Annotated in this window: 20 protein-coding genes; 6 read left to right on the top strand and 14 right to left on the bottom strand. The window is 42.7% G+C overall.

What is annotated here, in order from left to right; all coding sequences use genetic code 11:
• Positions 1 to 45 precede the first annotated feature (45 nt).
• Positions 46 to 591: a hypothetical protein gene (locus tag ALT761_RS12900; protein WP_197724980.1), complete on the bottom strand. Its 546-nt coding sequence runs from the start codon at positions 589 to 591 to the stop codon at positions 46 to 48.
• 233 nt (positions 592 to 824) lie between these two features.
• Complete coding sequence (locus ALT761_RS12905; protein WP_129739257.1) at positions 825 to 1844, bottom strand: hypothetical protein; 1020 nt, start codon at positions 1842 to 1844, stop codon at positions 825 to 827.
• Between the two features lie 97 nt (positions 1845 to 1941).
• Here ALT761_RS12905 and ALT761_RS12910 point away from each other — a divergent pair, with 97 nt between their 5' ends.
• Positions 1942 to 2961: a helix-turn-helix transcriptional regulator gene (locus ALT761_RS12910; protein WP_129739259.1), complete on the top strand. Its 1020-nt coding sequence runs from the start codon at positions 1942 to 1944 to the stop codon at positions 2959 to 2961.
• A gap of 72 nt (positions 2962 to 3033) precedes the next feature.
• Complete coding sequence (locus ALT761_RS12915; RefSeq protein WP_129739261.1) at positions 3034 to 3762, top strand: hypothetical protein; 729 nt, start codon at positions 3034 to 3036, stop codon at positions 3760 to 3762.
• A 307-nt stretch (positions 3763 to 4069) separates the two neighbouring features.
• Here the strand turns inward: ALT761_RS12915 and ALT761_RS12920 are convergent, their stop codons facing one another.
• From ALT761_RS12920 to ALT761_RS12930, 3 genes are all read right to left on the bottom strand, one after another.
• A complete protein-coding gene (locus tag ALT761_RS12920; RefSeq protein ID WP_129739263.1) occupies positions 4070 to 5035 on the bottom strand; it encodes a hypothetical protein in 966 nt (321 codons plus the stop codon).
• 469 nt (positions 5036 to 5504) lie between these two features.
• Positions 5505 to 7547 (bottom strand): NADPH-dependent 2,4-dienoyl-CoA reductase, encoded by a 2043-nt coding sequence (locus tag ALT761_RS12925; RefSeq protein ID WP_129740641.1) that lies wholly within the window; start codon positions 7545 to 7547, stop codon positions 5505 to 5507.
• A gap of 89 nt (positions 7548 to 7636) precedes the next feature.
• Complete coding sequence (locus tag ALT761_RS12930; protein WP_129739265.1) at positions 7637 to 8503, bottom strand: crotonase/enoyl-CoA hydratase family protein; 867 nt, start codon at positions 8501 to 8503, stop codon at positions 7637 to 7639.
• 124 nt (positions 8504 to 8627) lie between these two features.
• Here ALT761_RS12930 and ALT761_RS12935 point away from each other — a divergent pair, with 124 nt between their 5' ends.
• On the top strand, positions 8628 to 9236 hold the full coding sequence (locus ALT761_RS12935; protein WP_129739267.1) for a TetR/AcrR family transcriptional regulator: 609 nt from the start codon (positions 8628 to 8630) through the stop codon (positions 9234 to 9236).
• Between the two features lie 8 nt (positions 9237 to 9244).
• On the opposite strand, the gene ALT761_RS12940 is transcribed toward ALT761_RS12935, so the two are convergent.
• Positions 9245 to 10891, bottom strand: a complete 1647-nt coding sequence (locus ALT761_RS12940) for a GMC family oxidoreductase (protein ID WP_129739269.1) — start codon at positions 10889 to 10891, stop codon at positions 9245 to 9247.
• Positions 10892 to 11184: 293 nt separating this feature from the next.
• Between ALT761_RS12940 and ALT761_RS12945 the strand changes: the two genes are divergently transcribed.
• The gene (locus ALT761_RS12945; RefSeq protein WP_129739271.1) at positions 11185 to 11898 is read left to right on the top strand and encodes a DUF1439 domain-containing protein; all 714 of its coding nucleotides are present in this window, start codon (positions 11185 to 11187) and stop codon (positions 11896 to 11898) included.
• Here ALT761_RS12945 and ALT761_RS12950 read toward each other — a convergent pair.
• The 3 genes from ALT761_RS12950 to ALT761_RS12960 are packed head-to-tail and all read right to left on the bottom strand — an operon-like array spanning position 11895 to position 15221.
• On the bottom strand, positions 11895 to 13334 hold the full coding sequence (locus ALT761_RS12950) for a wax ester/triacylglycerol synthase domain-containing protein (protein WP_129739273.1): 1440 nt from the start codon (positions 13332 to 13334) through the stop codon (positions 11895 to 11897). The two genes, ALT761_RS12945 and ALT761_RS12950, sit on opposite strands and share 4 nt — an antisense overlap.
• A 3-nt stretch (positions 13335 to 13337) precedes the next feature.
• On the bottom strand, positions 13338 to 14012 hold the full coding sequence (locus tag ALT761_RS12955; RefSeq protein ID WP_129739275.1) for a TetR/AcrR family transcriptional regulator: 675 nt from the start codon (positions 14010 to 14012) through the stop codon (positions 13338 to 13340).
• Positions 14013 to 15221: a DUF445 domain-containing protein gene (locus ALT761_RS12960; RefSeq protein WP_129739277.1), complete on the bottom strand. Its 1209-nt coding sequence runs from the start codon at positions 15219 to 15221 to the stop codon at positions 14013 to 14015.
• A gap of 215 nt (positions 15222 to 15436) precedes the next feature.
• On the opposite strand from ALT761_RS12960, the gene ALT761_RS12965 reads away from it, so the two are divergent.
• On the top strand, positions 15437 to 16897 hold the full coding sequence (locus tag ALT761_RS12965) for a DUF3336 domain-containing protein (protein WP_129739279.1): 1461 nt from the start codon (positions 15437 to 15439) through the stop codon (positions 16895 to 16897).
• A gap of 59 nt (positions 16898 to 16956) precedes the next feature.
• Positions 16957 to 18390: a hypothetical protein gene (locus ALT761_RS12970; RefSeq protein ID WP_129739281.1), complete on the top strand. Its 1434-nt coding sequence runs from the start codon at positions 16957 to 16959 to the stop codon at positions 18388 to 18390.
• A 204-nt stretch (positions 18391 to 18594) separates the two neighbouring features.
• On the opposite strand, the gene ALT761_RS12975 is transcribed toward ALT761_RS12970, so the two are convergent.
• The 5 genes from ALT761_RS12975 to fadR form a co-directional block, all read right to left on the bottom strand.
• On the bottom strand, positions 18595 to 19359 hold the full coding sequence (locus tag ALT761_RS12975; protein ID WP_129739283.1) for a hypothetical protein: 765 nt from the start codon (positions 19357 to 19359) through the stop codon (positions 18595 to 18597).
• Between the two features lie 154 nt (positions 19360 to 19513).
• Complete coding sequence (locus ALT761_RS12980; protein ID WP_057790879.1) at positions 19514 to 19873, bottom strand: phasin-related domain-containing protein; 360 nt, start codon at positions 19871 to 19873, stop codon at positions 19514 to 19516.
• Between the two features lie 91 nt (positions 19874 to 19964).
• Positions 19965 to 20357 (bottom strand): VOC family protein, encoded by a 393-nt coding sequence (locus tag ALT761_RS12985; RefSeq protein ID WP_129739285.1) that lies wholly within the window; start codon positions 20355 to 20357, stop codon positions 19965 to 19967.
• Between the two features lie 115 nt (positions 20358 to 20472).
• Positions 20473 to 22578 carry a S9 family peptidase gene (locus tag ALT761_RS12990; RefSeq protein ID WP_129740642.1) on the bottom strand — a complete coding sequence of 702 codons (2106 nt, stop codon included), beginning with the start codon at positions 22576 to 22578 and terminating at the stop codon, positions 20473 to 20475.
• A gap of 311 nt (positions 22579 to 22889) precedes the next feature.
• On the bottom strand, positions 22890 to 23600 hold the full coding sequence (gene fadR, locus ALT761_RS12995; protein WP_129739287.1) for a fatty acid metabolism transcriptional regulator FadR: 711 nt from the start codon (positions 23598 to 23600) through the stop codon (positions 22890 to 22892).
• Positions 23601 to 23725 lie beyond the last annotated feature (125 nt).

Consider the following 23725-nt stretch of genomic DNA (forward strand, 5'->3'; position numbering starts at 1 on the left):
CTAAAGCTGGCGCGTTGCTTTTTTGCGTCGCCCTGCCTTTGCTTGTTAAATTCTGACCAGCTTCTGCACACCATTACCCATCCTTGCGTTGTTGAGTGTGACAAAGCCAGAACCATCATTAAAAGCATAAAATACAGAATTTTCGTGTAAAACTTGTTTCAAATTTTCAAGTTCAGCGGGATTAATAGGCTCTACTATCCAGATGCCTGCGGTCACGTAAGCTGGATTAGTTCGATCTATGGTGCAGCAATATGCAAAGTCGGCTAGTGCAGTAAGTAGTGGTCTTAGACCACCAATTAATGTATCCGATTCATCCAACTTTGCCTCAAGGGATATTACCATTGCCATTTTTGAATAATCGAGATCATAAGAATCCAGCTCTGAACTGTTGGAATAGGTAATGATGTATTGCCCATCAGGAAAATAAGTAGGAGCGCCTTCCATCACCGTAACCAGAGCCTTTGGATTTGAAAATTGAAACTCCAAATCTTGAACATCGCTCATAAGAGAAACAGATGTAAGTACAATGCCAGTTGCAGATATCAACCACTTTTTCAGACTTTCTTTATTCGGGAATTTCTTCTCGTTCATCGCACGAATCTCTCTGAGAAATTTAACAGTAAGTTATACCGACCATGCAAGGTTGGCAACCTTGCATGGTCAAAATGTCCAATGTCGTACATGCGCTCATAGGTGCCATTAAATTTTGAATGAGCCAACGGCGGCTTTACGTACGATTAGGTCCCATAGAGTCACGGGATCAAGAAGGCAAACAGCTGTCACTCAAAGCTGCGGCTACTAAGTATTGCGGCATTCGTGACTTGCTATGTACGATACAAATAATTATTAAGCACTTCAACTAACTCAAGTGCTTCAATTTTTGAAAGATAAGGTATCTTTATAGTTCTAGCCCAAAAGAAAGTTTTACCCGTTTTTAGTTTCACATGTGAAAAAGGCATAGCCAACATTCTGTTATCCTTCCGGTTAGGGATAGGAGTCAAAAATTCTACATCTCGATACAGAGTTTCACTGTCTAGAACTTTAATCTGACCTTTTACTTTTGCGGCAGCAATTAAGCCGCACCATTCGTGCGAAAAGAAAACAATATCTTCTACATGAATATGGTGAACAAACTTCTTTGCGTCACCATATGCTTCAAGACGACTATTATCTATCATCGACCAAATAGAGTTCTCGTCCCAACGACGATTTGTGTCGAATATTACGCCTTTCACATCACTTGGGTTTTTGTGTTGATCATGTGGAAGTGCAAAGAATTCAAAGTAATTTTCTCCAGCGAGTTCATAAACCCTATATGGTAGGAAATAAATAGAAATACCGTTTTTCTTCCAGTAATCAACGTGAGAAATTAGTGATTGATCGGCTGCACTGCCGATAATTAATAGATGTTGTTTATTGTTCATTTTTTCAGGCTCTAGTTCGTGCTCAAGGCCGAAAGCTTCTTTGTGAGCTTGAACTAGAGACGTTTCGTTTTGACTATGCCGTATAAATTTTTCTTCTAATTTTTGGTAGCTCCATTGACCAGCATCTTGCATGTACCTTAGAGCTTGATTGACGGTATCTTCCCCATCAGATGCACTCTTTAAGCTAAATAATAATAATTCACCTATTTCATTGAGAGCATATATATTCACTCCACCTTGCCGCTGCTTTCCCTGAAGCACAGGCATTAATCTAGCTTCTTCAAACAATACATCTAAAATACTACTTGAAATTAAGCTCTCTAGATTATTCGCAGACTTTCCAAAACTCGAAAAGTCTTTAAACTCTAAAAGTTCTAATTTCTTAAAAACGTTGGCTTGTTCTTCTATTTTGTAGAGCATTTTTGCACTCCTTCGAATGATCATTCAGTAAAATAAGATAAGGTATAGTGATTAAAAGGCGCGACAATATGTGTCGCACGAGTAAGGACGAGCTGAGATGAGTCAGATAACAGAACGGAATACACTAAGTCGCCAATGGGAAATCTTGAGACTCTTACCTTCATTTGGGGTAGGTATGACGGCCAGCGAACTAGTGAAAAGACTTACAGGCCTAGGTTTTAATGTTTCAAAGCGTACTGTAGAACGAGATTTAAATGAGCTGTCTCGACAATTTCCGTTGCTCTGTAACGACAAAAGTAGACCTTATGGCTGGCGCTGGATGGATAATGCTTCGTTTGATATACCTAATCTCAGCTTCAGTGATTGTGTTTCCCTGGCAATAGCCGAAGAAGTTATCGCTCCACTACTACCACCCTCGGTTTTAAGACCATTAAAGCCACGTTTCGAATATGCTAAAAAACATTTGCAAGAAGCTAATCGAGATAATGCTCTTGCTCAATGGACGGATAAAGTCGCCATTCGAACACCATCAATGCCGTTACTCCCTCCAGCTATTGACGGACAAGTCCTTAACGTTATCCAGACTGCTCTGCTAGATGATAAGCAAGTGCAAGTTGTTTATTCGGGTGTTTGGGCGGAAGAGGCTAAAACACTCGTGTTACACCCCCTCGGGTTGATTCAGCGAGGTAAGATACTTTATTTAGCTGCCACAGCATTTAGTTACAAAGATGTCCGTTTATATGCGTTACAGAGAATAAATGTCGCTGAACAACTAAAAGAGAATATTGATAAGCCAGTAAATTTTTCGTTGCAACATTATATCGATTCTGGTGCTGCTGAATTTAGGTTGAGTGGTGACATTGCTTTTGAAGCTCGAATTCATCGTTCGGTCATCAACTATCTTTTTGAGACTCCGTTATCGCATGATATGCAGGTTAAGGACACTAATACTGACTGGCTTAACCTTACTGCCACCGTTAAGGATTCTTGGCAGTTCAGATGGTGGCTACGTTCACAAGGGAGCAGTATTGAAGTGCTTGCACCTACGAATTTGCGACAAACAATTAAAAATGAAGTCACCGCATTATCCAATTTGTATAAAGTAGATAATTTTTAATCTATGCGACAAATTATGACGCAGTTTAGGTGTAAGTTTTGTGTATAAGTTGAAAGGATAAAGGATTAAGTAATGACGAAGCGCGAGTTAAATGAAAAATTCAAACAATTTGCATGTTCCCACTACGGCTGTGATGGTGGAAATTTAGATTCGAGTGTTTGGGTATGTGGCTTGGAGTGGGGAACGGAGTTTAAAGACTTAGCTGATCTAGAAAAGACAATGGAGGGCCCCTTCAATGTGGGCAACTGGGATGGACAGGTACAAGAGCGTCTTAAATATCAATACAATAATAAGATTGCCTGGCTATACAGTTATCTCTATGACTGGGAACATGGGCATAAAGAACAAGCTGTTAAACACAAGCTTATGTGCTCGGATGGCATTGGATTTAAGATGAACGCTTTTCCTATTTCTTTCAAAAATCGCTCCAGTGTATCTTGGAATAGCGATATGGCTAAGCTCATAGGACTGCATTCTTTCGACGTTTATATAGAATGGTGTATTTCACATCGAGGGCGTTTTTTTCAAAGCTTAGTAAAAAAACATAGTCCGCGAGTAATAGTATGTACCGGCAAAGGCTCGATGATGTCCTTTTTTCGCTTTTTCGACTGCGATTTGACGACTGTAGACGACGGTCAAATGTTCAATGTTGCGCGTTGCAATGACAATAACACTCTGGTGTTTGTTGTCCCATTCTTTGGTGGTGCTTCGGGTATCAATAGTTTCGACAAAATGGCTGCACTGGCAAGTAATATATCTAAGTACGCTGATAATACCTTGGGCCCAACCGACTGGAAGTAAAGGAGCATACAAAACTGAATACACTCCTTTTTATGATTATATTAAATGGCTTCCTTACAATGACGCGGTTCTTATTGACCGGATAATTCTGCTCTTAGATTACTGTCCTTCGAAGTGGGGAACATATCGCGTAAGGGTCCGCTTCACGTACAGAGCAGCCCAATAGCCTCAATGGCTCAGTGAGACAAAGAGCGGAAGTTCACTAATCTAATATATTTGGAGAGATAGAAATGTCTTAGTTTACTAGGTTGTAATCTATTAAACAGTGGCATATATACAAGGCAGTGCACGTTCTTAAGACTGTTAGTTATGAAACTGAATATTTTATTCTTTCAATCAATTTTGTTTCAATATTCAATATCAGCATTCCGACAGCGGGATGAGTAAAAACTCCTGTATCTCCACCTTGAATTGAAGCATTGAAAAGAGTGTTGGAACCATCTGGATTTTGAGGTTGTTTGAAACCGAGAAGCTCTTTGTTATCCTCTTTACGTTCGTAAACTATAGGCGAAAGCAGGTTATTTGAAAATTGGAAACTACCTTCAGCAATAACTTTGCTGTCGAATCCATAGATTTGCAATGAAACCGATTGCGGTGGTCGGATATTAAGCGCTACCTTTTTTCCGACTTCAAAATCTATCCTTATTATCTGACTCGGTATTGTTGTTTGCAATTCAAAGTGAGACCTCGATTTTTTAGACGCTCGCCAACATACTCTATGCTCTAATTGATTAGCATAACTTTTTGGCTTATTGAAGAGAGGATCGTATTTGTGAATCATACTGCGAAAAGGAAGCTGGTTAGTCCATGGGCAAAATGATGGTATGTTATAGAAATCTCGACCATTATAATCACAGTTTTTTCTTCCAATGAATGTTAGCTCGGGATTTGAAGATATCTCATCAATGAGCTTACTAGGCCTAACGATCAAGCAACATGAAGTTCTATTTTCCTTTAAAGCCCAAAAAAGTGACTCACTAATAAGGTTGTTTGTTGTGCAAAGAACGAAAATATCTTCGTCAATGCAAGGATCGTAAACTATGGTTTCTCTTTCACTTGCATTATGATTAAAACCATGAAGAGAAATTTCCCCCTCGCGTTCGTCATCAATTAAACCTCCGAAATCGCCTTTCCGAAAATTTAAAATGTTTGAAAGATAAACTTGCCCTGAAATAAAGACATCTAAATAGGAACTTTCGAGAAACCTAAACTGTGGCTGATAAAACACAACGTCGTTAGAATCATTTATTGAATTACTCAGTGTTTGCTGCATTGTCGACTACTTAAAACTTGTTAAAAATAAATTATAAAACTTAGAACGCAACCGAATAAACGCAATTATATTCTCCGAACGGAAGTATTAATACGATTGCTCCACGAATATCAATTACAAGCAATAACAGTATAGACTCTGATTGTTACCATAGTTAGAGATAGTTTCTAAGCAATTTTACACCAGAAATCCCTTATCGAGATTTGTCCCTCGCTGAATCACTACGATATGCTCTCTTTTAAAAGGTTTGAGAAAACTCGTCCGCTTTACATACAAAGCTGCCGCATACCCAAAGAGCCCCAAAAGGCTCTTACTGGCGCTTAGCTATCTATAAAATACCGCAGCAAATAAAAAGGCCTATTCCCGCAGGAATAGGCCTTTTAGACAATTATCAATGTTGAAATCTATATTAGGGTTAGTAAATATTAACGTATCTTCCTAACCCTGCTGCAAAATCCCAAACATCAATTTAAACCGCAGCACACACTCGCGTACCTTGGTCGATAGCACGTTTTGCATCTAGTTCTAATGCTTCATCGGCACCACCAATTAGGTGATAAGGCATATTAAGCCCTTCAACGATGTCGCGCATCGGCTCTTGGCCAGCACAAATAATCACGTTATCGACAGGAAGTAGTTGGCTTTCACCATTAACAGTAATATGTAAGCCTTCATCGTCAATTTTGTCGTAGGTTACGCCTGGAATCATTTTAACCCCTTTCGCTAACAACCCTACGCGGTGAGCCCAGCCCGTGGTTTTACCTAAGCCAGCGCCCACTTTGTTGGTTTTACGTTGTAGCAAGAATATCTCGCGACTAGACGGCTCAGGCTGTGGCTTAACCCCTTCAATTCCTGAACGCGCGGTAAAGGTCATATCAATACCCCACTCTTTCATAAACGCAGGAATATCTTGGCTTGGAGTCGATTTACCGTGTGATAAGAACTCGGCCGTATCGAAGCCGATACCACCGGCCCCAATAATGGCTACGCGCTGCCCTACTGGCTTTTTGGCTTTAAGCACGTCTAAGTAGCTCATCACTTTTTCATGCTCAACGCCTTCAATGGCAGGCGTGCGCGGTTTTATACCGGTGGCCACCATCACTTCATCAAAGCCTTCGTCGTTAAGCATAGCTGCATCAACTCTGGTGTTTAGCTTTAACGTAATATTTTTGTGCAGCTCAATTTGACGAGCAAAATAACGCAAGGTTTCATAGAACTCTTCTTTACCCGGAATTTGTTTCGCTACATTGAATTGACCACCAATTTCGTTAGCACTGTCGTAAATCACTACATCGTGACCACGCTGGGCAGACGTTACGGCTGACGCTAAACCTGCTGGCCCTGCCCCAACTACCGCAATGCGTTTTTTGGTGTCGGCCGGCACTACATTTAGTTCTAACTCATGACACGCACGAGGGTTAACTAAACAGCTGGTTAACTTGCCATTAAATACATGGTCAAGGCAGGCTTGGTTACAGCCAATACAGGTGTTTATTTCGTCTGCGCGATTTTGCTGCGCTTTACGCACAAAGTCCGAATCGGCCAAGAAAGGGCGTGCCATCGACACCATGTCGGCATCGCCGCGCGCCAACACTTCTTCTGCCACTTTCGGCGTATTAATTCTATTTGAGGTTATCACCGGAATGCTCAAGGCTTCGCGGAACTTCGCTGTTACCCAAGTAAATGCGGCTCTGGGCACTTTTGTCGCAATAGTAGGAATACGGGCTTCGTGCCAACCAATGCCAGTATTGATGATAGTTGCACCGGCTTTTTCAATCTCTTTACCTAGCTGAACCACTTCTTCGTAGTTTGAGCCACCTTCAACAAGGTCTAGCATTGATAAACGGTAAATAATGATGAAGTGTTTGCCCACTGCTTCACGTACACGACGAACCACTTCAATAGGTAGTCGGATACGGTTTTCATATTCGCCGCCCCAGTCATCGTCTCTGTGGTTGGTGCGCTTGGCAATAAACTGGTTTAAGAAGTAACCTTCAGAGCCCATAATTTCAACGCCATCATAACCAGCACGCTGTGCTTGAGTAGCTGAAAATACGAAATCTTTAATTTGCTGTTCTATTTCGTCGTCTTCTAATGCCTTTGGCTTGAACGGGTTAATGGGCGCTTGTACTGCAGAAGGCGCCACCAATTTATCGCTATAAGCATAACGACCGGTATGCAAAATTTGCATACAAATTTTACCACCCGCAATATGCACGGCATCGGTCACTTCTTTATGGTGATTGATAGCTTCGTCTGTATCTAGTCGGCGAGTTGAAGGATGGGTTGAGCCTTCTTCGTTCGGCCCAATACCGCCGGTAACAATAAGGGCGACACCGCCTCTGGCACGCTCTGCATAAAACGCAGCCATGTGCTTATGGCCTTTTGGCATTTCTTCTAAGCCAGTGTGCATAGAACCCATTAACACACGGTTTTTAAGCTGGGTAAAACCTAAGTCTAACGGGCGAAATAAACTTGGGTATACAGGATGATCGGTAACGGTCGTATTCATCATAAATCCTTAACTAGTGCCTGTTTCTTAATGCTTCTATATTCTGTTTTTACAGCGTGTTTCTTGTAGGCTATTCGGTTGCCTGCACGCTAGTCTTTCATCTTATTTACTGCGCCATGAAGTGGCTCAAAATCAGGAAGCGATTGGGTTTTCTGTGCTTCCATGGCTTTCATCACATCTTCCATTTGGAACATGCCTGCCTGCCACGTTGCCATGTAAGTTAAGCTCTCAGCAATAGTGTGCTCGGTAGCGTAATTAATCATGGTTTTAGTGCCAGCTACCGCAACGGGAGAATTCATCGCGATAGACTGTGCTAACTTAGTCACTTCGCTCAGCATAATATCTTGATCATCAAATACCTTATTCACGAAGCCTAACTGCTGGGCTTCTTGAGCGCCAAAATTACGGCCGGTATACGCCAACTCTTTCACAACACCAATAGGAATAAGCTTAGGTAAACGTTGTAATGTACCTACGTCGGCGGTCATGCCTAATTGCGTTTCTTTAATGGTAAAGAAGGCATCGCTGGTGCAATAACGCATGTCGCAGGCGCTAAGTAAATCTACTGCACCGCCAATGGCACCGCCCTGTACTGCTCCAATCACCGGCATACGGGCTTGTTCAATCGCCGTAAAGCTATCTTGTAATAGCATCACCATACGGCGCATGCGTTCAGCGCGACGTGATGGGTCGCCTTTAAAGTCTTTCGCCATATTCAAAAATACCGACAAGTCCATGCCAGCTGAAAAATGCTTTCCGGTAGAAGAAATGATAACAACGCGGGCGGTGCCCTCGTCGTCTATCGCGCGAATGGCAGCGGGGAATTCTGTCCAAAAGGCAGGATTCATACTGTTCATGGCTTCTGGCCTGTTTAACACGACCTTTGCAATATACCCTTCTTGTATCACTTCAAGGGTAGAATACGGGTTTTCTTGCGACATTGACTCGGCTTCCATTTCACTCTCCTGTTAACATTTTTGCAAACTAGACAGCGTCAAGATAAAATGCAATGTTGACACTGTCAAGATAAAACGTTATCTATTCGTCTCAACCATAAAATAGGGTTTGGTTTACACCAGTATGACAAACGCAGCACAAACTTATCATCATGGCGATTTGCGCACCGCTTTATTAGAAGCGGCAACGAAACGGGTGGCAGAATTCGGGATAGACAGCTTATCACTTAGAAAGCTTGCGGAAGATGCTGGTGTGTCGCGAACCGCGCCCTATCATCATTTTAAAGACAAAAGCGCCTTGTTAAGCGCTATTGCGGCCAAAGGTTTTAGCCAGTGGCATACCAACGCCAAGCGAATTTTCGAACAACACGACGTGGCACCTCAAGCGCGATTTCGTCAGTTTATTCATGAGTATATAGGCTACGCAGCGGACAACCCGCAAATGTATGAGCTGATGTTTGGTCGTACTATTTGGCACGACAATGGCGCAACACAAGGGCTAAAAGAAGTGGCTTACCCTTGCTTTCAGTTCCAAGTAGATATGACAAAGTACTGGCAGCAAACAGGCCTACTACCAGCAGGGCAAGATGCACTTCGAATGGCGCAAGTAACCTGGGGCACCTTGCATGGTATTGCACGGTTATTAATTGATGGGATATATGCTGATCGCAGCCACGTTGATGAAATGTGTGACTGCGCCGCCGATTTGTTTATGCAAGTATCGAAAAACTAAGGCATCAGCTAAATGGGCGCAGCAAGCCCTTCATGTTCTGCTTTTATAAAATCTACCGCTCGTTCTGCAATCATGATGGTAGGTGCATTGGTATTTCCGCCAATAAGGCTTGGCATCACAGAGGCATCTACCACACGCAGGCCTTTTACGCCGCGTACTTTAAGCTGATTGTCGACCACGGCCATAGGGTCTTCGTCACTCCCCATTTTACAAGTACCGATAGGATGATAAATAGTTTCAGCCCGCTCCCTTAGAAACTCAAGAAGCGCTTCATCAGACTCAGCATCAGTGCCTGGATGCAGTTCACTGCCTTCAAATTTATCAAACGTAGGTGCAGCTAACAGCTTTCTTGCCATTCGTATGCCTTCAATCATTACTTGTCTATCGTCAGGTTCCGTGAGGTATCCTGGGTCGATAAGCGGGTGATCGGCAGGATGGCTGCTTTGCAGCGTAATACTGCCCCTGCTTTTAGGGTACAAACAACACACATGCACGCCGTAACCGTAACCAAAGGCAAACTTTCGCCCGTGATCATCTAATATAGCGGGCAAGAAATGAAATTGAATATCTGGCCCTCGGGTAGCAAGGCTTGAACTTACAAAACCGCCCGCTTCAGCCACATTAGAAGAATAAATTCCCTTGCGGTGAAAAAGATAATCGTACGAGGCCTTTAGGTACGAGGGTAATGCACCAGCAGCAATCGCATAACCTTCTCGTGCTTTACAGGTAAATTGAACAATAGCATCTAGGTGGTCTTGTAAATTTTGCCCCACCCCTGGCAGGTCATTCATGACATAAATGCCTTGGTCTTCCAATTCGTTTCTTGGCCCGATACCGGAAAGCATAAGTAGTTGGGGAGAATTGATAGCGCCTCCGCAGAGTATTACTTCGCTATTAGCCGCTTCACGGTTAATAGAGTACCGCGCAATTTTGCCTTTTTCTCGTACTTGCACGCCAATGGCTCTGTTGTCGTCAAACAGTACTTTTTCCACGGCCACACCGGTAAGTACAGTAAGATTATTGCGGTGAAGTGCTTGGCTTAAATAGCCTTTTGCGGTTGAGCAACGCTGTCCGTTAATTTGTGTAACATGATAATAGCCAATGCCTTCACGTATATCGCGGTTAAAATCATCTACAACATTAAAATCTGCGTGGCTTGCGGCTTCAACGAAAGCATCGGAAAGCACACTGGTGTGCTTAAGTTGAGAAACATGCAGCGGCCCACCTTCTCCATGGAATTCGTCTTCACCTTTAAAGAAGTTTTCTGAGCGTTTGAAGTACGGTAGTACGTCCTCAAACCCCCAGCCAGCTGCGCCCTGCTCTACCCAATAATCGTAGTCTTCTTTTTGGCCACGAATGTAACACATAGCATTAACGGAACTGCTGCCGCCTAGTGTTTTTCCTCGAGGCCAAAATAGCTCACGATCGTATAGTTCTTTTTGTGGTGCGGTATGGTACCCCCACCCTATGCCTTCAAATCGGCTTAATAGCGATAAACCAAAAGGAATATGAATAAGCGGGTTAGTGTCTTTCGTACCGGCTTCAAGCATAAGAATTTTCAGAGCTGGGTTTTCAGATAATCGTGCCGCTAATACCGCACCTGCGGACCCACCGCCTACGATGATATAGTCATACTTACCCTGAATCTCATTCATGCATTGCTCCAAAACACGTTTACGCGGTGAAATACTCAGTTAATGCCTGTATTACTATGCAATTACGAATTGTAGACGCATGACTGAGCTGTGCCGACTCTTATTATTAGATGCTTAGTATTAGTCACTTATTATCAAAAATAAAATGATATGCAGCATTGTGGTAAGACCAGACTACCAAAATAAACAGCCCATCTAAAAGTGATATGTTATATATTTTAAAAACTGTTTTATGTATAACGAGTTAAGTCCATCACAGGCCGTTTGAGCAGATAAACGCATAGCATGAAAAAATGAAACTAGGTTTACGCGACAAAGGTATGCTTCTTATTTCCCAGCTTTTAATCAAGCTAGGAAGGCTTCGCTACGACCAGTTTTCAGCCGATGAACTCAATGTTTTATTGTCTGAAAATCTGCCCCAATCGTTCCCCTTAGCCATACCCGCAGGCCAAGCACATGTGGTGGTAAACAGTGGTAAATTGACCTTTAATGCCCCAGACAACCGCCTATGCATTCAATTATTAGCGTCAATAACCATTAACGTTGCTGAAACGACCATTTACCGTGCCCACCTTATCATTACGCTAAGTGCCTCACCGGATTACAACAAACATGAATCTACCCTTTATTTTATCGATAAGCAGGTAGACAACATTATTATGGTGAACGACGACTACGCCTTATTAAAAGACACCCAATTTTTACTTTCTCGCTTTGTACCCGGTAATTTAGATTCGCTGTTGGGTCGCTCGTTAAAAAATATATTATCACTGGTAACTGTGGGTACTTCCGACCAAGCGGTAGAATATTTGAAGCTATATTTAAGCGGCTCGAAACAAGCCGTACTTGATTTCCATAAGCCTCAAATTGAAAAAGCCATATTGGATAAAATGGCCACACTTCCTCTTCACCATATAATGCGCGAAGATCAATGGCGGGAAGTACTTTTTGCACGCTATGGAAAAGCAGTTAGGGTCGAACCATCTTCGTTACGGTTCTATTTTTAGTGTTCGCTGACAATCGACACAGGCACCGACTCTTCATGTTCCCCTATATCAGTTATGCGCAGCCGAGGGTTATCTATGCATGCCTCCAACATCTCGAAAGCTTCTTGCACATAACCGGCTAACGGCTTCAGTGTACTTATATTTTTGTTGCAGCAAACAATACCTACATTGGCCACCCCTGCGTAGGTCATCAATGTGATATTTACCCCGCCGCCTGGGGTCATGGTGGAAATGGGATAACAGGCAAGTAGCTTACTGTCTTTTAAATACCGCGTATCTCGTGGGCCAGGTATGTTCGATACCAAAATATTAGCGATAGGTTTAACCACATTGGAAATTTTAAGCCATTCAAATACCAAGGCTAAAGATTGGATCACGATGGTGTAACCACTAAAGGAAGCTGGGCGGGCTCGCATCGCGGCATGTTTTACGATTCTATGGTTAATAATAATCTGGCGTAAACGAAGATAAGGGTCTTGATCGCCATGGGCTAGCTGTACCGGCACAATAGCAATTTTATTGCCTGTGGTTTTCTCTCCCGGTTTTCTAAGGTTGATAGGCATATTCGTAAACAATGCTTTTTTAAAAACCTGACCATGATCTTGAAGTAACCGGTGAACCCCAATATCAAAAGCGCACAGAAGAATTTCATTGGCTGATGCTCGCGTGCGTCTGGCTAAGGCTTTTACACGTTTAAAATCGATATCTGTGGTAGTGACTACCCTTCCCGCTTCCACCTGCCCCGTTAGCACGGTTTTCGTGCCTGAAAAAGGCACAGGCATGTAATGAGGGTTCACTCTCAACAGTTTTAAAAAAATGCGTATTAAAATGATTAGCAAATCGAAGCCCGTTTTTATGGCGCTTCCTACACTCACTAAGCGTTTGTAGAAACTGGTGGAAACATTGCGTTTATGACGTAGTCGTTTTACCGCCCAAATAGGCGTGAATTCAGAATTATTGGAAGCCGACACATAACAAGACTGAAACCACCTTACTAAGGTCGCGCCATCGCCATACATATGGTGTACCTTGGCGTAAATGGCATAAGTACTACTGTTAGTATCGAAGATGAAATGGTATTGCCACAGAGGTTTATCAGGGTCTAATCGTGCAGCGTGCAATTGCGCAACAAAATCATCTAGGTTCTGTCGGTCACTCACATCGTCAATGTGATGCAATTGAACATGATAATCCATGTTCAAATGTTTCACTGGCGAAAGCCCTACCGGATAGCCTAACACGGTTTTTACAACGCAATTAAACGGTGACGTCCCTTTTGCAAACCCTTTAATTTCATTATAAATAGCAGGTACATATTCAGGGCTTTTCGCGCCTTCGGGCATCTCAAGTAGCTGAAGACATCCAACATGTTTAGGGTTGTCGTCGGATTCCGTTATCCAAAAGGACTTATCAAGAAAACTAAGTGTTTTACTCATCGACTATTCCTTTGTATTAAACATATCCTGTGGCACATGCTCTGTGACATTGGCTAATGCATGTGAATGCAACGCCTCTAAAATACTATTTTGTTGTGCTTCACTGAGTACTAATCGTGGAAGTAAGCTCACCATCATGAGCGACAGCGCATGATAACGCTGAGATGTTTCATCCATATGGCTGTTAGTTTCATCAAATTGACAAGACTGAGTAATGATGAGGCTAAGTAAATCTACCAGCAACGTCAGATCTGAAGGTGATGCGACCAATACCTTCTTATGGCTTAATGTAGTCAGTAATTGAGAAAGCTGCTTGCGTAAACTTGAAAGAATATTTTTACGGGGCTTTTCAATTAACGGATATTTTTCAACAATATCCGCTGGGCTTCGATAAAAAAACCGAAATACGTGCAAGCTGTCTACCAGCAGATACAAATAATACATTACCTCTTCGGCGGTAAGTGAATCTAAAGCGTTGGGTACCAGCACACGCTGCATTTGCTTTTCATGCATACGCATGAGCGCACTCACCATGCTTTCTTTGCCCTTGAAGTGGTAATACAAATTGCCGGGGCTAATATCTAACTCCATGGCTATGTCTACACTGGTTACACCATTCTCGCCATGTCGATTAAACAGGGTGAGCGCCGTCAGTAAAATCCGCTGCGATGTCTTCATTTACGAAAACACCAAATATAACTGCGCGAAGCCAGCGAGTAGGCCTAATAAGGCACCTGTGACGATGAGCTTCCACTCGTCTTGTTGATAAGCGGGGCGTAACACCCCTTCAAACTCTTCAGCGCTTAAGGCTTGCATTCGTTCGCATAAATCTTGGCCGACGTGCAAAGCATCGTTAGCGTAGTCATAGGCATACAACAGATATTTATCAGAATTATCAAATATCTGCTTTACCGCCAACGCTTTCATTTTGTGATAGTTTTCAGACCCCACACCTAGAGCAAAGTATGGCTGAGTAATAGCGACATAGCGTTCTATAGCATCGTTAACGTGTAGCTCAATTAGCTCCAAAAATTGCGCTGAACCCGAGCCATGCATTATTACGTGGGTAATATTTTTAGGCGTGACCAGCTTCTGTTCAATAATTTCAGCGTACACCTCAGACACTTCTTTTTGCCGTTTAAGAAACATCCCTTGTATGGTGATTGGGCCAAACTTAATAGGTCGTTTAGGCTCAAATATAATTTTTATCGCAATCCAATTTGTTGCGTAGCCCACTAAAAGACCGCCGAGGGGTAAAATCCACCAGTTTTGAAAGAAGTACCATAAAATCATAGTAGGTAGCCCGAACAGGAAACCAAAATAGAAACCTGAGCGCACAATAAAGGGGAATTCTTTGCTGCCTGCGTTAAGAAAAATTTCATTGATTAACGAAGGTGAATTTACCAGTTGCTCAACCACAAGTTCTTTTATGTCGAGAATTTCAGCTACATTGTGCTGAAAGTCATCCACCATCTTGTGAACCACATTGGGAATATCATTTTCGATACGTTGATATACAAGGTTTTTTCCTTGCACGGGAAGCGCTGCCCACAATTGAGGGGCAGACTCAGACATAACGTCGTTAACGACTTTGCGGGTAACTTGCCCAAGCCGTCGTTCTATTGCTTTGGTGAGTTCGCTAGGGTTGATACGCTGTGCGAGTTCTTCAACGCTCAGCAACTTGCCTAAAACAAGCTCAACTTCAATCTCCGCCATTTGTCGGCGCTTGGCAGGAATTAAACCCTGCCAACCAAATATGGGCTTCATCCCGACAAACTCGATGGGATAAAACATCATCTTTACCGCGAGGTAATTCGTTAACCAGCCTACCAAAGCGCTTATCAGCGGAATTGACAGCAAACTCAGTGTTTCTAAATTCCATTCCATATGGCGAACAACTTGCTCGAATTATTTTTCTTCTCTTTCAGGCTACTGAGTGCTTACGAATTGGTCAATGTTTTATCTCTAAATGCGCCAAGGATTGTGAAATTTATTAAAATACGTCAAGTAAAGCCTTCTTGATTTTGGTTACTTTTTGTTAGGTAGCGCATTCTAAATTTCCTTTGTACACTTTTTGTATGCTCACTTGAGACACTGAAAATATGGCTTTATTTGACTTACGTTTAAAAAAATTAGACCAAGACATTGCCCATGCTTCAAGCTATCAAGCGTACCAAGAGGCTTGCTTAGCGCATGACGAAATTTCCGGTGCAGAAGCGTGGAAAGCCGATGATGCATCAGATGATTACGACTACATACTTATTCAAAAACGGGTACAACGCCTGAAAATTGCCAGAGGCAATGGCGACATGCATGCGCTTATGTCAATTATTCATGAAGGCTTGCATGGGAATTTAGGCAATATTGCAAACCCGGCTATACGCCGCAAATGCAAGATGGGCACTAAATATCTTATCGTGCAATTCATTGAAGAGGTAAAGCTAGCCCTCGACCAAATTTACCAAGCTGATGAAGACGATGTAGACTTTTACGAGAAACTGTCATTTTTTGAAGAAACCGCCCATGCATTCGGGCGCAGCTGCCTTATGTTATCGGGAGGAGCTGGGTTGGGGTTCTTTCATTGCGGTGTGGTAAAGTCGCTAAATGAGAAAGAGCTGTTACCTTCTGTTGTGTCAGGCGCAAGTGCGGGTTCTATTATTGCTGCCTTAGTAGGCACACGTACTCATGATGAGCTGCTCGATGCATTAAGCGCTGAAAATATTTATGAAACCTTCAAAAAATGGCGTAGTTGGGCGGGCTTTGGCAAAAATAGTTTGTTTGATAGCACTGCGTTAGAAAATGCGTTAATCAGTCTTTTTGATTTAACCACCTTTGAAGAAGCGTATAAAAAGACCCGTCGCCATGTAACCGTAACCGTATCGCCTGCAGATTTACACCAGCATTCTAGGCTACTAAATGCCAAAACATCGCCCAACGCCATTATCACCCAAGCGGTAAGAGCGTCTTGTGCCGTGCCAGTAGTATTTAGCCCTGTACAGCTTCGCGCTAAAACACCTGCGGGTAATATTGTTCCGTATATTCCTAACCGCCGTTTCGCAGACGGCTCGCTAATGGCCGACTTACCCTTTGATAGACTTGCTAGGTTGTACGGTGTTAACCATAGTATTGTTAGCCAAACCAATCCGCTCGCCGTGCCCTTCATTCAATCTGCACGTATCAACCCTCAATCACTGTGGGGGTTATCAACCCGTCACGTGGGGCAGCTATTAAAAAGCAACAGTATTTTTGCCATCGATATTATTGAAAACATGACTGACAATAAAGGCGCTAAACTTGCTATTCATAAAGTGAAGTCTATTATCGATCAACAATATGTAGGAAACATAAACATTCTCCCCAAGCAACAAATTCGTAATTTGACACAAGTTATTGCTAATCCAAGCCTTGAAAGTATAAATGCGCTCATAGTGAGTGGAGAAAAATCAACTTGGCCACAGCTCGATGTTATTGAAAAAAATACCAAAATTAGCGAAAGTTTGCGGTATTATCTTGGCAAATTGAAACAAAGAGAAGCGGTTGAATTAGGACACAGTGCCTATTAACCCACCCAACGCAGGAATCTGACTGGCATTGGGGTTGAAAACATACACGAAGGATATCGGTGAGCGCACAAATTCAAAGCCCAGACAGCATCTACACGCAGCAAGTTAAAGAGTTAATAAACATGGTCTACCCGCAAGAGGTTGGCTATGGCTCAGTCTTTGAAGATGCGAAACATTTTTTTTCGTTAACCCCTGAGCTAGAAGCCCATGTTGAGGAGTTGAAGGTACAGCTAAAAAAAGCGGAAGCTTCAACTAAGAAAGAAGTTCTTGTAGATCAGCTCAAAAAACAAATTAAAAATTCTAGTCAAAAGCTTGAAGAGGAACGCTTGGCGCGGCTTGCTCGCGTTGATGCAGTGAGCACTAAGCTTATCAAGCTATGTGAGGGAGATAGCTGGCAAGAAACTCAGCAGCTAAGTGCAAAGTTTCTTGGCACTTTAATGTTACTTACCCAAGGTCCAGAGGGTAAGTTTGCCCGCATTCACCAGCGCTTTAAGCCTTTGTATAAAGCCGTACTAGTGTTAAGACTTACTGATAAGTTACTTGATCACGACACCATTGCGCACAAGTACCTTTCAAAATATCGTGATGCGATTTCTCGTATGCGTGGAAACCGCTATTGGCGTGAAAAATGGCGTATAGAATTAGGCCGCCCATTAATTACTGCCTCTTTGCTACAAGACGTAGGTTTACAAAGCCCAGCCGCATTAACGATATTACGTGGTGCAGACAACAAATTAGATGAATTCCGATTACTCGAAGAATCTCAGCGAAGAGACTTGTTGAAGCTGAACTATCACTTCACCATGAAGTACATTACTGAAGGGTTAGGTATTCCAGCCTATGTGGGGAACGTGAGGGAAGAACGTGACCGATTTGTGCAAACCCACAACGAGGCCAATGACTTTGTTAGCCAGTTGGTAAAAGATGCCTTTGTGTCTAAAACTGGCTTAGGTGAGCTGATCAAAATACCGCAAATTTATGCGTCTGTTATTTTCTCAACAAAAGCTGATTACAGCCGAAAAAATTTACCCAAAGGCTACTTACTTATCGAGCAGCTATCTAAAAAAGGCGCGTTAAACAAAAAGCTCGCAGAGGACTTTATTGATCTGGTCGGTTACTTCCCGCAGGGCTTCGGTATTACGTTTATTCCCGTTAACGAAAACGGCCAAGAAAAAGACCAGTATGAATGTGCTGTGGTGATAGGTTTAAATCCAACTAAACCTGCTGAACCCATTTGTAAAGTGACCACGCGCAATCAAAAGCATATCAGCAGCGGTCATATCGAAGTGATTGAGAAAGGCAGAAACCTCTACTTCCCTGCTAGCAGAAAGAAATTGATGAATGTTGATAAAGCGCGCTTGAAAGAAATCATGAGCCAGCTTTCCAGCAATTTCACCTCAGACGCGGTAGATGAATTGATCCCCAGTTTTTGGGAGCCTCACGACTATTTTAGTTTCAAGAAACACCAAAATCTGTGGAGCAAATCGAGCTAGCCCTATAGCGAAAGCGTTAACGCCCGTGACGAAGGGTAAACGCCGTGGCGACGTACTAACGCCCGTGGCGAAGCATTGATAGCCCTGTCGAATGCGACTGCAAAAAAAGAGAGTGCCTACTCTCTTTTTTGTTGCGCCTAACGGTGTAGCCAACAACGTACTACCAAACACTGTCTATCTGCAACACACTATCGTGCTACAGACTTACGAGTCACTATCGGTCTTACTATCGCCAGTGGTTTTGGTTGCCGCTGATGTGCTGCTTGATGTTGAAGGCTGCGCTGCCTGGGGCTTGGCTTCTGTAGCCTTAGCCGAGGTCGCATTCGTCGCAGCTGGCTTCGACGCAGTTGAAGCCGTAGTGGTTGATTTAGTAGCGGCAGATGCTTTTTTAGCTGTGGTGGTTTTACTGGCCGTTCCACTTGACTTAGTGGCTGCAGCTGTCGATTTGGTGGCAGGTTTTGAGGCTACTTTAGGTGTAGCTTTTGCCGCTGTTTTTGGGGTGGCTTTCGCAGTGGATTTTGGCGCAGCCTTTGTTGTCGACTTAGGGGTCGCTTTTGCAGGTGCTTTTGTTGGCGTTTTTGTTGGTGTTTGGGCTTTCTCTGCAGCTTTTTCTGCAGCACGCTTTGCCGCAAGTAAAGCTACTTGCTCTACCAACAAGTCAACTTTAGCGGAAAGTAGTGCTATTTGATGCTCTCTTTCAACCCGTGCTTTCCCACCAGAAAGTAAGCTAAACAGTGGTGTAGACATCACCAACTGTTGTGCGCTATCAACTAATGAAACTGGGTTAAATCGACGTTTCAATTCACCTTCTACTTCAGCGCCCTTGCGCTGCATAGCCTCAATTGAGGAGTGAGTATCATCAATTTTTTTACTTACTGTACTAGCTGTACTTTCAAGTTGTGCTGATATTAAATCAGAACTTGCTGTAAGCCATCCAAATAGTGGTGATGATTTGTGATTATTAGGCATGTAACCTCCCGCTTCAAAACGAATAGGGCAAGGTAGTTATTACGTTCTATTAGTATCAGTATTAGCATTGGCACTAATACCTTTGTAAGTAACAGGACTACAAGAAACTACAGCAACTACCTTGCTAAAAAATAGCAACCAAAAAACTTATATGCTATTTATTCGCCGCTAGCTTAGCTACGGCTTCCGTCAACGCATCAATTTTTGCTGAAAGCTCTTCAATACGATGATCTGCGGGGTCGGTATCTAAGCCCAGTTTTTTACGTACATCCGCCACACGGTTTTCAACATCATTGGTGGTCGACTTAAACTTACTACGCGCATCGTCTTCTAGCGTTTCACCTTTGGTTACTAAGTCATCAAACATTTTGTTCGCGTCTTCACTTAGCTTTTCGTAACGACCTTGTGCTTCTTCTACGCTTTTTCCGTACGCGCCAAGCCCTGCTAGCCAAATTTTGCGAGCCATGTCTTCTGCTTCGTTAATTTTACCTTTAATGGTATCAGTGGTTGTCATCGTCAGCTCCTGTGAATGTTCGATTACAGAATCACTATACAAAGTACAATTAGAAACCGCATACTAATAAAAAAACAAAACCGTAAAAAGTTTACGCTTGGGAATGAAACCCAATCATATTTCCCTCGGTATCAATGGCTAACGCAATAAACCCATATTCACCAATTGCCATTTTTTCTTTCTCAAGAACGCCTCCTGCGTCAGCTACCCTACCCGCTTCAACGGCGCAGTTCTCGCATGCAAAATAGACTAATGTGCTATTTTTACCGACTGGAGCGCCCTCCATATGAACTAATGCACCACTAGCGCCATAGTGTTCCATATCAGAGGGGAACGTCATCATACTGAATGCGCCTTGTGATTTATCTGCTGAGGGGTCTTCAAGTGCTTCCAAGGAAACCTTCAGCACGCTTTCGTAGAAAGCCTGCGCGCGAGGCATGTCTTCAACATAAATTTCAAACCAACCAACGGGATTACTGTTCATAGCACGTTTCCTTTTAGTGTTAACCAATGCCAAATGTAAAAACAGGCAAATGCTGAAGCATTTGCCTGTTCGTTATGTCAGTAAAACATAGTGGAGCTAGCTTAAATCTCGTCAGCTAGATTTCTATACCTGCCAGGTAAAACACGAATGCATATTCTAGCGCTGTTGACTCAAAACGTTTGAACCGACCAGATGCACCACCATGGCCTGCTTCCATATCTGTTTGAAAAAACAATAAATTATCATTTGTTTTGTAGTCACGTAGTTTCGCAACCCATTTCATCGGCTCAAAGTATTGCACTTGTGAGTCGTGAAGCCCTGTAGTCACTAACATGTGAGGGTAATCTTGGGCACTCACTTGATCGTATGGTGAATAAGATAAAATATAGTCGAATTCATCTTTGTTCGCAGGGTTACCCCACTCTGTATATTCCCCGGTGGTTAAAGGAATGGTGTCGTCACTCATGGTAGTAACAACATCCACGAACGGAACATGCGCAGAAATCCCTAAATAAAGTTCAGGTGCCATATTCGCAATTGCGCCCATTAACAAACCACCCGCACTGCCGCCCATCGCGAACACACGATTAGGATCGGCATATTGCTTTTCAATCAAGCCTTTTGATACGTCGATAAAGTCGGTAAATGTATTAATTTTGCTGTGCATCTTACCGTCTTCATACCACTGTCGGCCTAACATCTGCCCGCCGCGAATATGGGCAATTGCTACCACAAAGCCTCTATCTACTAGCGATAACCAGCTACTTCTAAATGTGGGTTCAATCGTGGCCCCGTAAGAACCATACGCATACTGATACAGAGGATTGGTGCCATCTTTATTAAACATGTCGTTACGATAAACCAACGAAACGGGAATACTTGCCCCATCTTGCGCTTTAATCATGACACGTTCAGAGGTATATGCCGCTGAAGAAAATGTATCAGAAACCTTAGTTTGTTTAAGGACTTCTTTATCGAAGGTGTTTAAATCGATATCTACAATGCTTGCGGGCGTAGTTAACGAACTATAATAAATACGCAAGGTATTGGTATCTTGCTGAGTGTTACCGGTAAAGTAAGCGCCGTAAATAGGGTCATCAGTGGGTATTTCTGCGGTTTTATCAGTGTTTAGATTGTGCGCAACCAGACGTAACACACCGTCTTGCTTCTCTTTTACTACCAAAAAGTCGCCTAACACTTCAATATCTTGAATGAATACTTCAGGGTTGTGGCTAATCACCTCTTCCCATTTGGACATATCATCGGTTGCAGAAGCTGGCGCTTTCATAACTCGAAAATTAGTTGCTGCATTGTTAGTCAGAACAAAGTAGCTATCACCCGACTTTTCAATGCTGTATTCCTCATCTTCTCTAATAGGCAAGAATGGAACTGGCGCTTCAGTAGGTTGGTTCGCATCTATTAAGGTCACTGCGCTTTTGTCTGTGTGACTATGATGAATGTAAATCATGTCATCATCTTTGCTTTTACTAATGTAGGTATAAAACGTAGGGTCAGTTTCCTCAAACACTAGCGTATCGTCTTCTTGGGCTGTGCCAAGTACATGACGATAAACCTGAAAGCCTAATAAGGTTTGCAGATCTTTCTTCACATAGAAAAGATGTTTATTGTCATTCGCCCACTCTACTGAACCAGAGGTACCTGCCAGTTCGTCTGACAGCAACTCGCCCGTGGCTAAATTTTTCACAAAAATGGTATAAACTCGGCGGCTCAATGTATCTTCAGAATACGCGAGTAAGTTATTGTCGGTGCTTACTGAGTAGTCGCCAATATTATAGTAGTCATGACCTTCGGCCATCACATTCATATTCAGTAATACCTGTTCCTCTGCATCCATCGATGGTTTACGCAGATAAATAGGGTATTCATTTTCCCCAGAGTATTCGGTGAAGTACCAATAATCATTTTTTAAATAAGGAACCGTTGTATCATCTTTCTCAATTCGGGCAATCAGCTCTTCGTACAAGGTTTCTCTGTTATCTTTTAATGGCGCCATAACAGTGTCTAAATACGCATTTTCTTTTTCTAAGTGCGCTAACACTTTCTCGTCTTCACGACTATCATCTCGCATCCAGTAATAGTCATCATTACGAACGACACCGTGAGCCGTTAACTCATGAGGAATTTTCTGTGCAACCGGTGCTGGAGTATCAGTAATCAATTTAACGCCTTGCTGTTTTTCTATTTGAGAGGATTGTTCCATGCTAGTGCTGTTATCGCTACACGCCCCTAGCGAAAGACTCGCCGTCAACGTCATACACGATGCTATCCATAAAGATTTCATGATAGTTCCTATTCCGGGAGATGATAAGTGGCAAAAGTTAACTCCAAAGTATAGGTAATTTTTAACGTTAATATAGGGCTTTAAGGCACTAATGCGGCCAAACTGAGCAGTAAATAGTTACAAGCTGTGTCTAAAACAAAAAAACGCCCTGAAAGGACGTTTTTTTATAAAACTAAAATAACTTCATATTTAGCTAGCGGGTGAATTTGCTTTCCCCTACAGCCATTGCGCTAATCCACAATATCTTTAGGCATACTGTCACGTACTTGCTGCCAAACTTTACCACTTTCAATACCATAGTCTCTTACCACTACAGGTACTTTATCGTGTCTTTCGTTTTCTGCAGCATCAAGTAACTTAGCGTAATAAGCTTTTGCTATATCTCGCGCTTGTTCATGATCGAAATAGAAACCACCGATACGAGAATACATTCCCCTGAAACCATTCATCATCAACACAAATACATTGTTGTTTGATGCTAATGCTAAATCATGGGTCATTTGATAATCGAATTGCGCAAAAGCAGCGCCGTCTTCTTCCACGTTTTTATAACGTGCGATAATCTCTGCTGATTCTTTGGGGTTGTTACGAATTGCACCTCGAATAAACACAGCACTTAAATTTGTACGTGCCGCTAAGAGGTTGTCTACTAGCTCAGGAATACCTTCTTGATCAAGACGGGCTAACGTTTCTAGAATGTTCAAGCCACAGCTTTCCCAAAAGTTATTCACTTTTGTGGGTTTACCATGCTGAATGGTCAACCAACCGTCACGAGCCAAACGTTGCAAAACTTCACGCAAGGTTGTGCGTGTTACACCAATAAGTTCTGAAAGCTCTCTTTCGGCAGGCAAAATTGTACCCGGCGGGAAGCGTCCACTCCAAATCGATTCAACAATATATTCTTCGGCAAATCCAGCGGGACTCTGCGCCTTATAAATCATAACTAATCGCCTGCACGTTATTGTTATTCTGCGACTGATTGTACCAGATGCGCTTTTATTATCACAATGAAAAATCCCCTGCCAACAACATTTGTTAACATTTCATTAAAATAATCCTAAAACTT

Source organism: Alteromonas sp. 76-1 (genome assembly GCF_900654235.1).
In the GTDB taxonomy this organism is placed as follows: domain Bacteria; phylum Pseudomonadota; class Gammaproteobacteria; order Enterobacterales; family Alteromonadaceae; genus Alteromonas; species Alteromonas naphthalenivorans.

Excerpts from the sequence above, each read along its gene's own strand:
- ALT761_RS12900 (WP_197724980.1), bottom strand. The coding sequence starts at position 591 with ATGAACGAGAAGAAATTCCCGAATAAAGAAAGTCTGAAAAAGTGGTTG.
- ALT761_RS12905 (WP_129739257.1), bottom strand. The coding sequence starts at position 1,844 with ATGCTCTACAAAATAGAAGAACAAGCCAACGTTTTTAAGAAATTAGAA.
- ALT761_RS12910 (WP_129739259.1), top strand. The coding sequence starts at position 1,942 with ATGAGTCAGATAACAGAACGGAATACACTAAGTCGCCAATGGGAAATC.
- ALT761_RS12915 (WP_129739261.1), top strand. The coding sequence starts at position 3,034 with ATGACGAAGCGCGAGTTAAATGAAAAATTCAAACAATTTGCATGTTCC.
- ALT761_RS12920 (WP_129739263.1), bottom strand. The coding sequence starts at position 5,035 with ATGCAGCAAACACTGAGTAATTCAATAAATGATTCTAACGACGTTGTG.
- ALT761_RS12925 (WP_129740641.1), bottom strand. The coding sequence starts at position 7,547 with ATGAATACGACCGTTACCGATCATCCTGTATACCCAAGTTTATTTCGC.
- ALT761_RS12930 (WP_129739265.1), bottom strand. The coding sequence starts at position 8,503 with ATGGAAGCCGAGTCAATGTCGCAAGAAAACCCGTATTCTACCCTTGAA.
- ALT761_RS12935 (WP_129739267.1), top strand. The coding sequence starts at position 8,628 with ATGACAAACGCAGCACAAACTTATCATCATGGCGATTTGCGCACCGCT.
- ALT761_RS12940 (WP_129739269.1), bottom strand. The coding sequence starts at position 10,891 with ATGAATGAGATTCAGGGTAAGTATGACTATATCATCGTAGGCGGTGGG.
- ALT761_RS12945 (WP_129739271.1), top strand. The coding sequence starts at position 11,185 with ATGAAACTAGGTTTACGCGACAAAGGTATGCTTCTTATTTCCCAGCTT.
- ALT761_RS12950 (WP_129739273.1), bottom strand. The coding sequence starts at position 13,334 with ATGAGTAAAACACTTAGTTTTCTTGATAAGTCCTTTTGGATAACGGAA.
- ALT761_RS12955 (WP_129739275.1), bottom strand. The coding sequence starts at position 14,012 with ATGAAGACATCGCAGCGGATTTTACTGACGGCGCTCACCCTGTTTAAT.
- ALT761_RS12960 (WP_129739277.1), bottom strand. The coding sequence starts at position 15,221 with ATGGAATGGAATTTAGAAACACTGAGTTTGCTGTCAATTCCGCTGATA.
- ALT761_RS12965 (WP_129739279.1), top strand. The coding sequence starts at position 15,437 with ATGGCTTTATTTGACTTACGTTTAAAAAAATTAGACCAAGACATTGCC.
- ALT761_RS12975 (WP_129739283.1), bottom strand. The coding sequence starts at position 19,359 with ATGCCTAATAATCACAAATCATCACCACTATTTGGATGGCTTACAGCA.
- ALT761_RS12980 (WP_057790879.1), bottom strand. The coding sequence starts at position 19,873 with ATGACAACCACTGATACCATTAAAGGTAAAATTAACGAAGCAGAAGAC.
- ALT761_RS12985 (WP_129739285.1), bottom strand. The coding sequence starts at position 20,357 with ATGAACAGTAATCCCGTTGGTTGGTTTGAAATTTATGTTGAAGACATG.
- ALT761_RS12990 (WP_129740642.1), bottom strand. The coding sequence starts at position 22,578 with ATGGAACAATCCTCTCAAATAGAAAAACAGCAAGGCGTTAAATTGATT.
- fadR (WP_129739287.1), bottom strand. The coding sequence starts at position 23,600 with ATGATTTATAAGGCGCAGAGTCCCGCTGGATTTGCCGAAGAATATATT.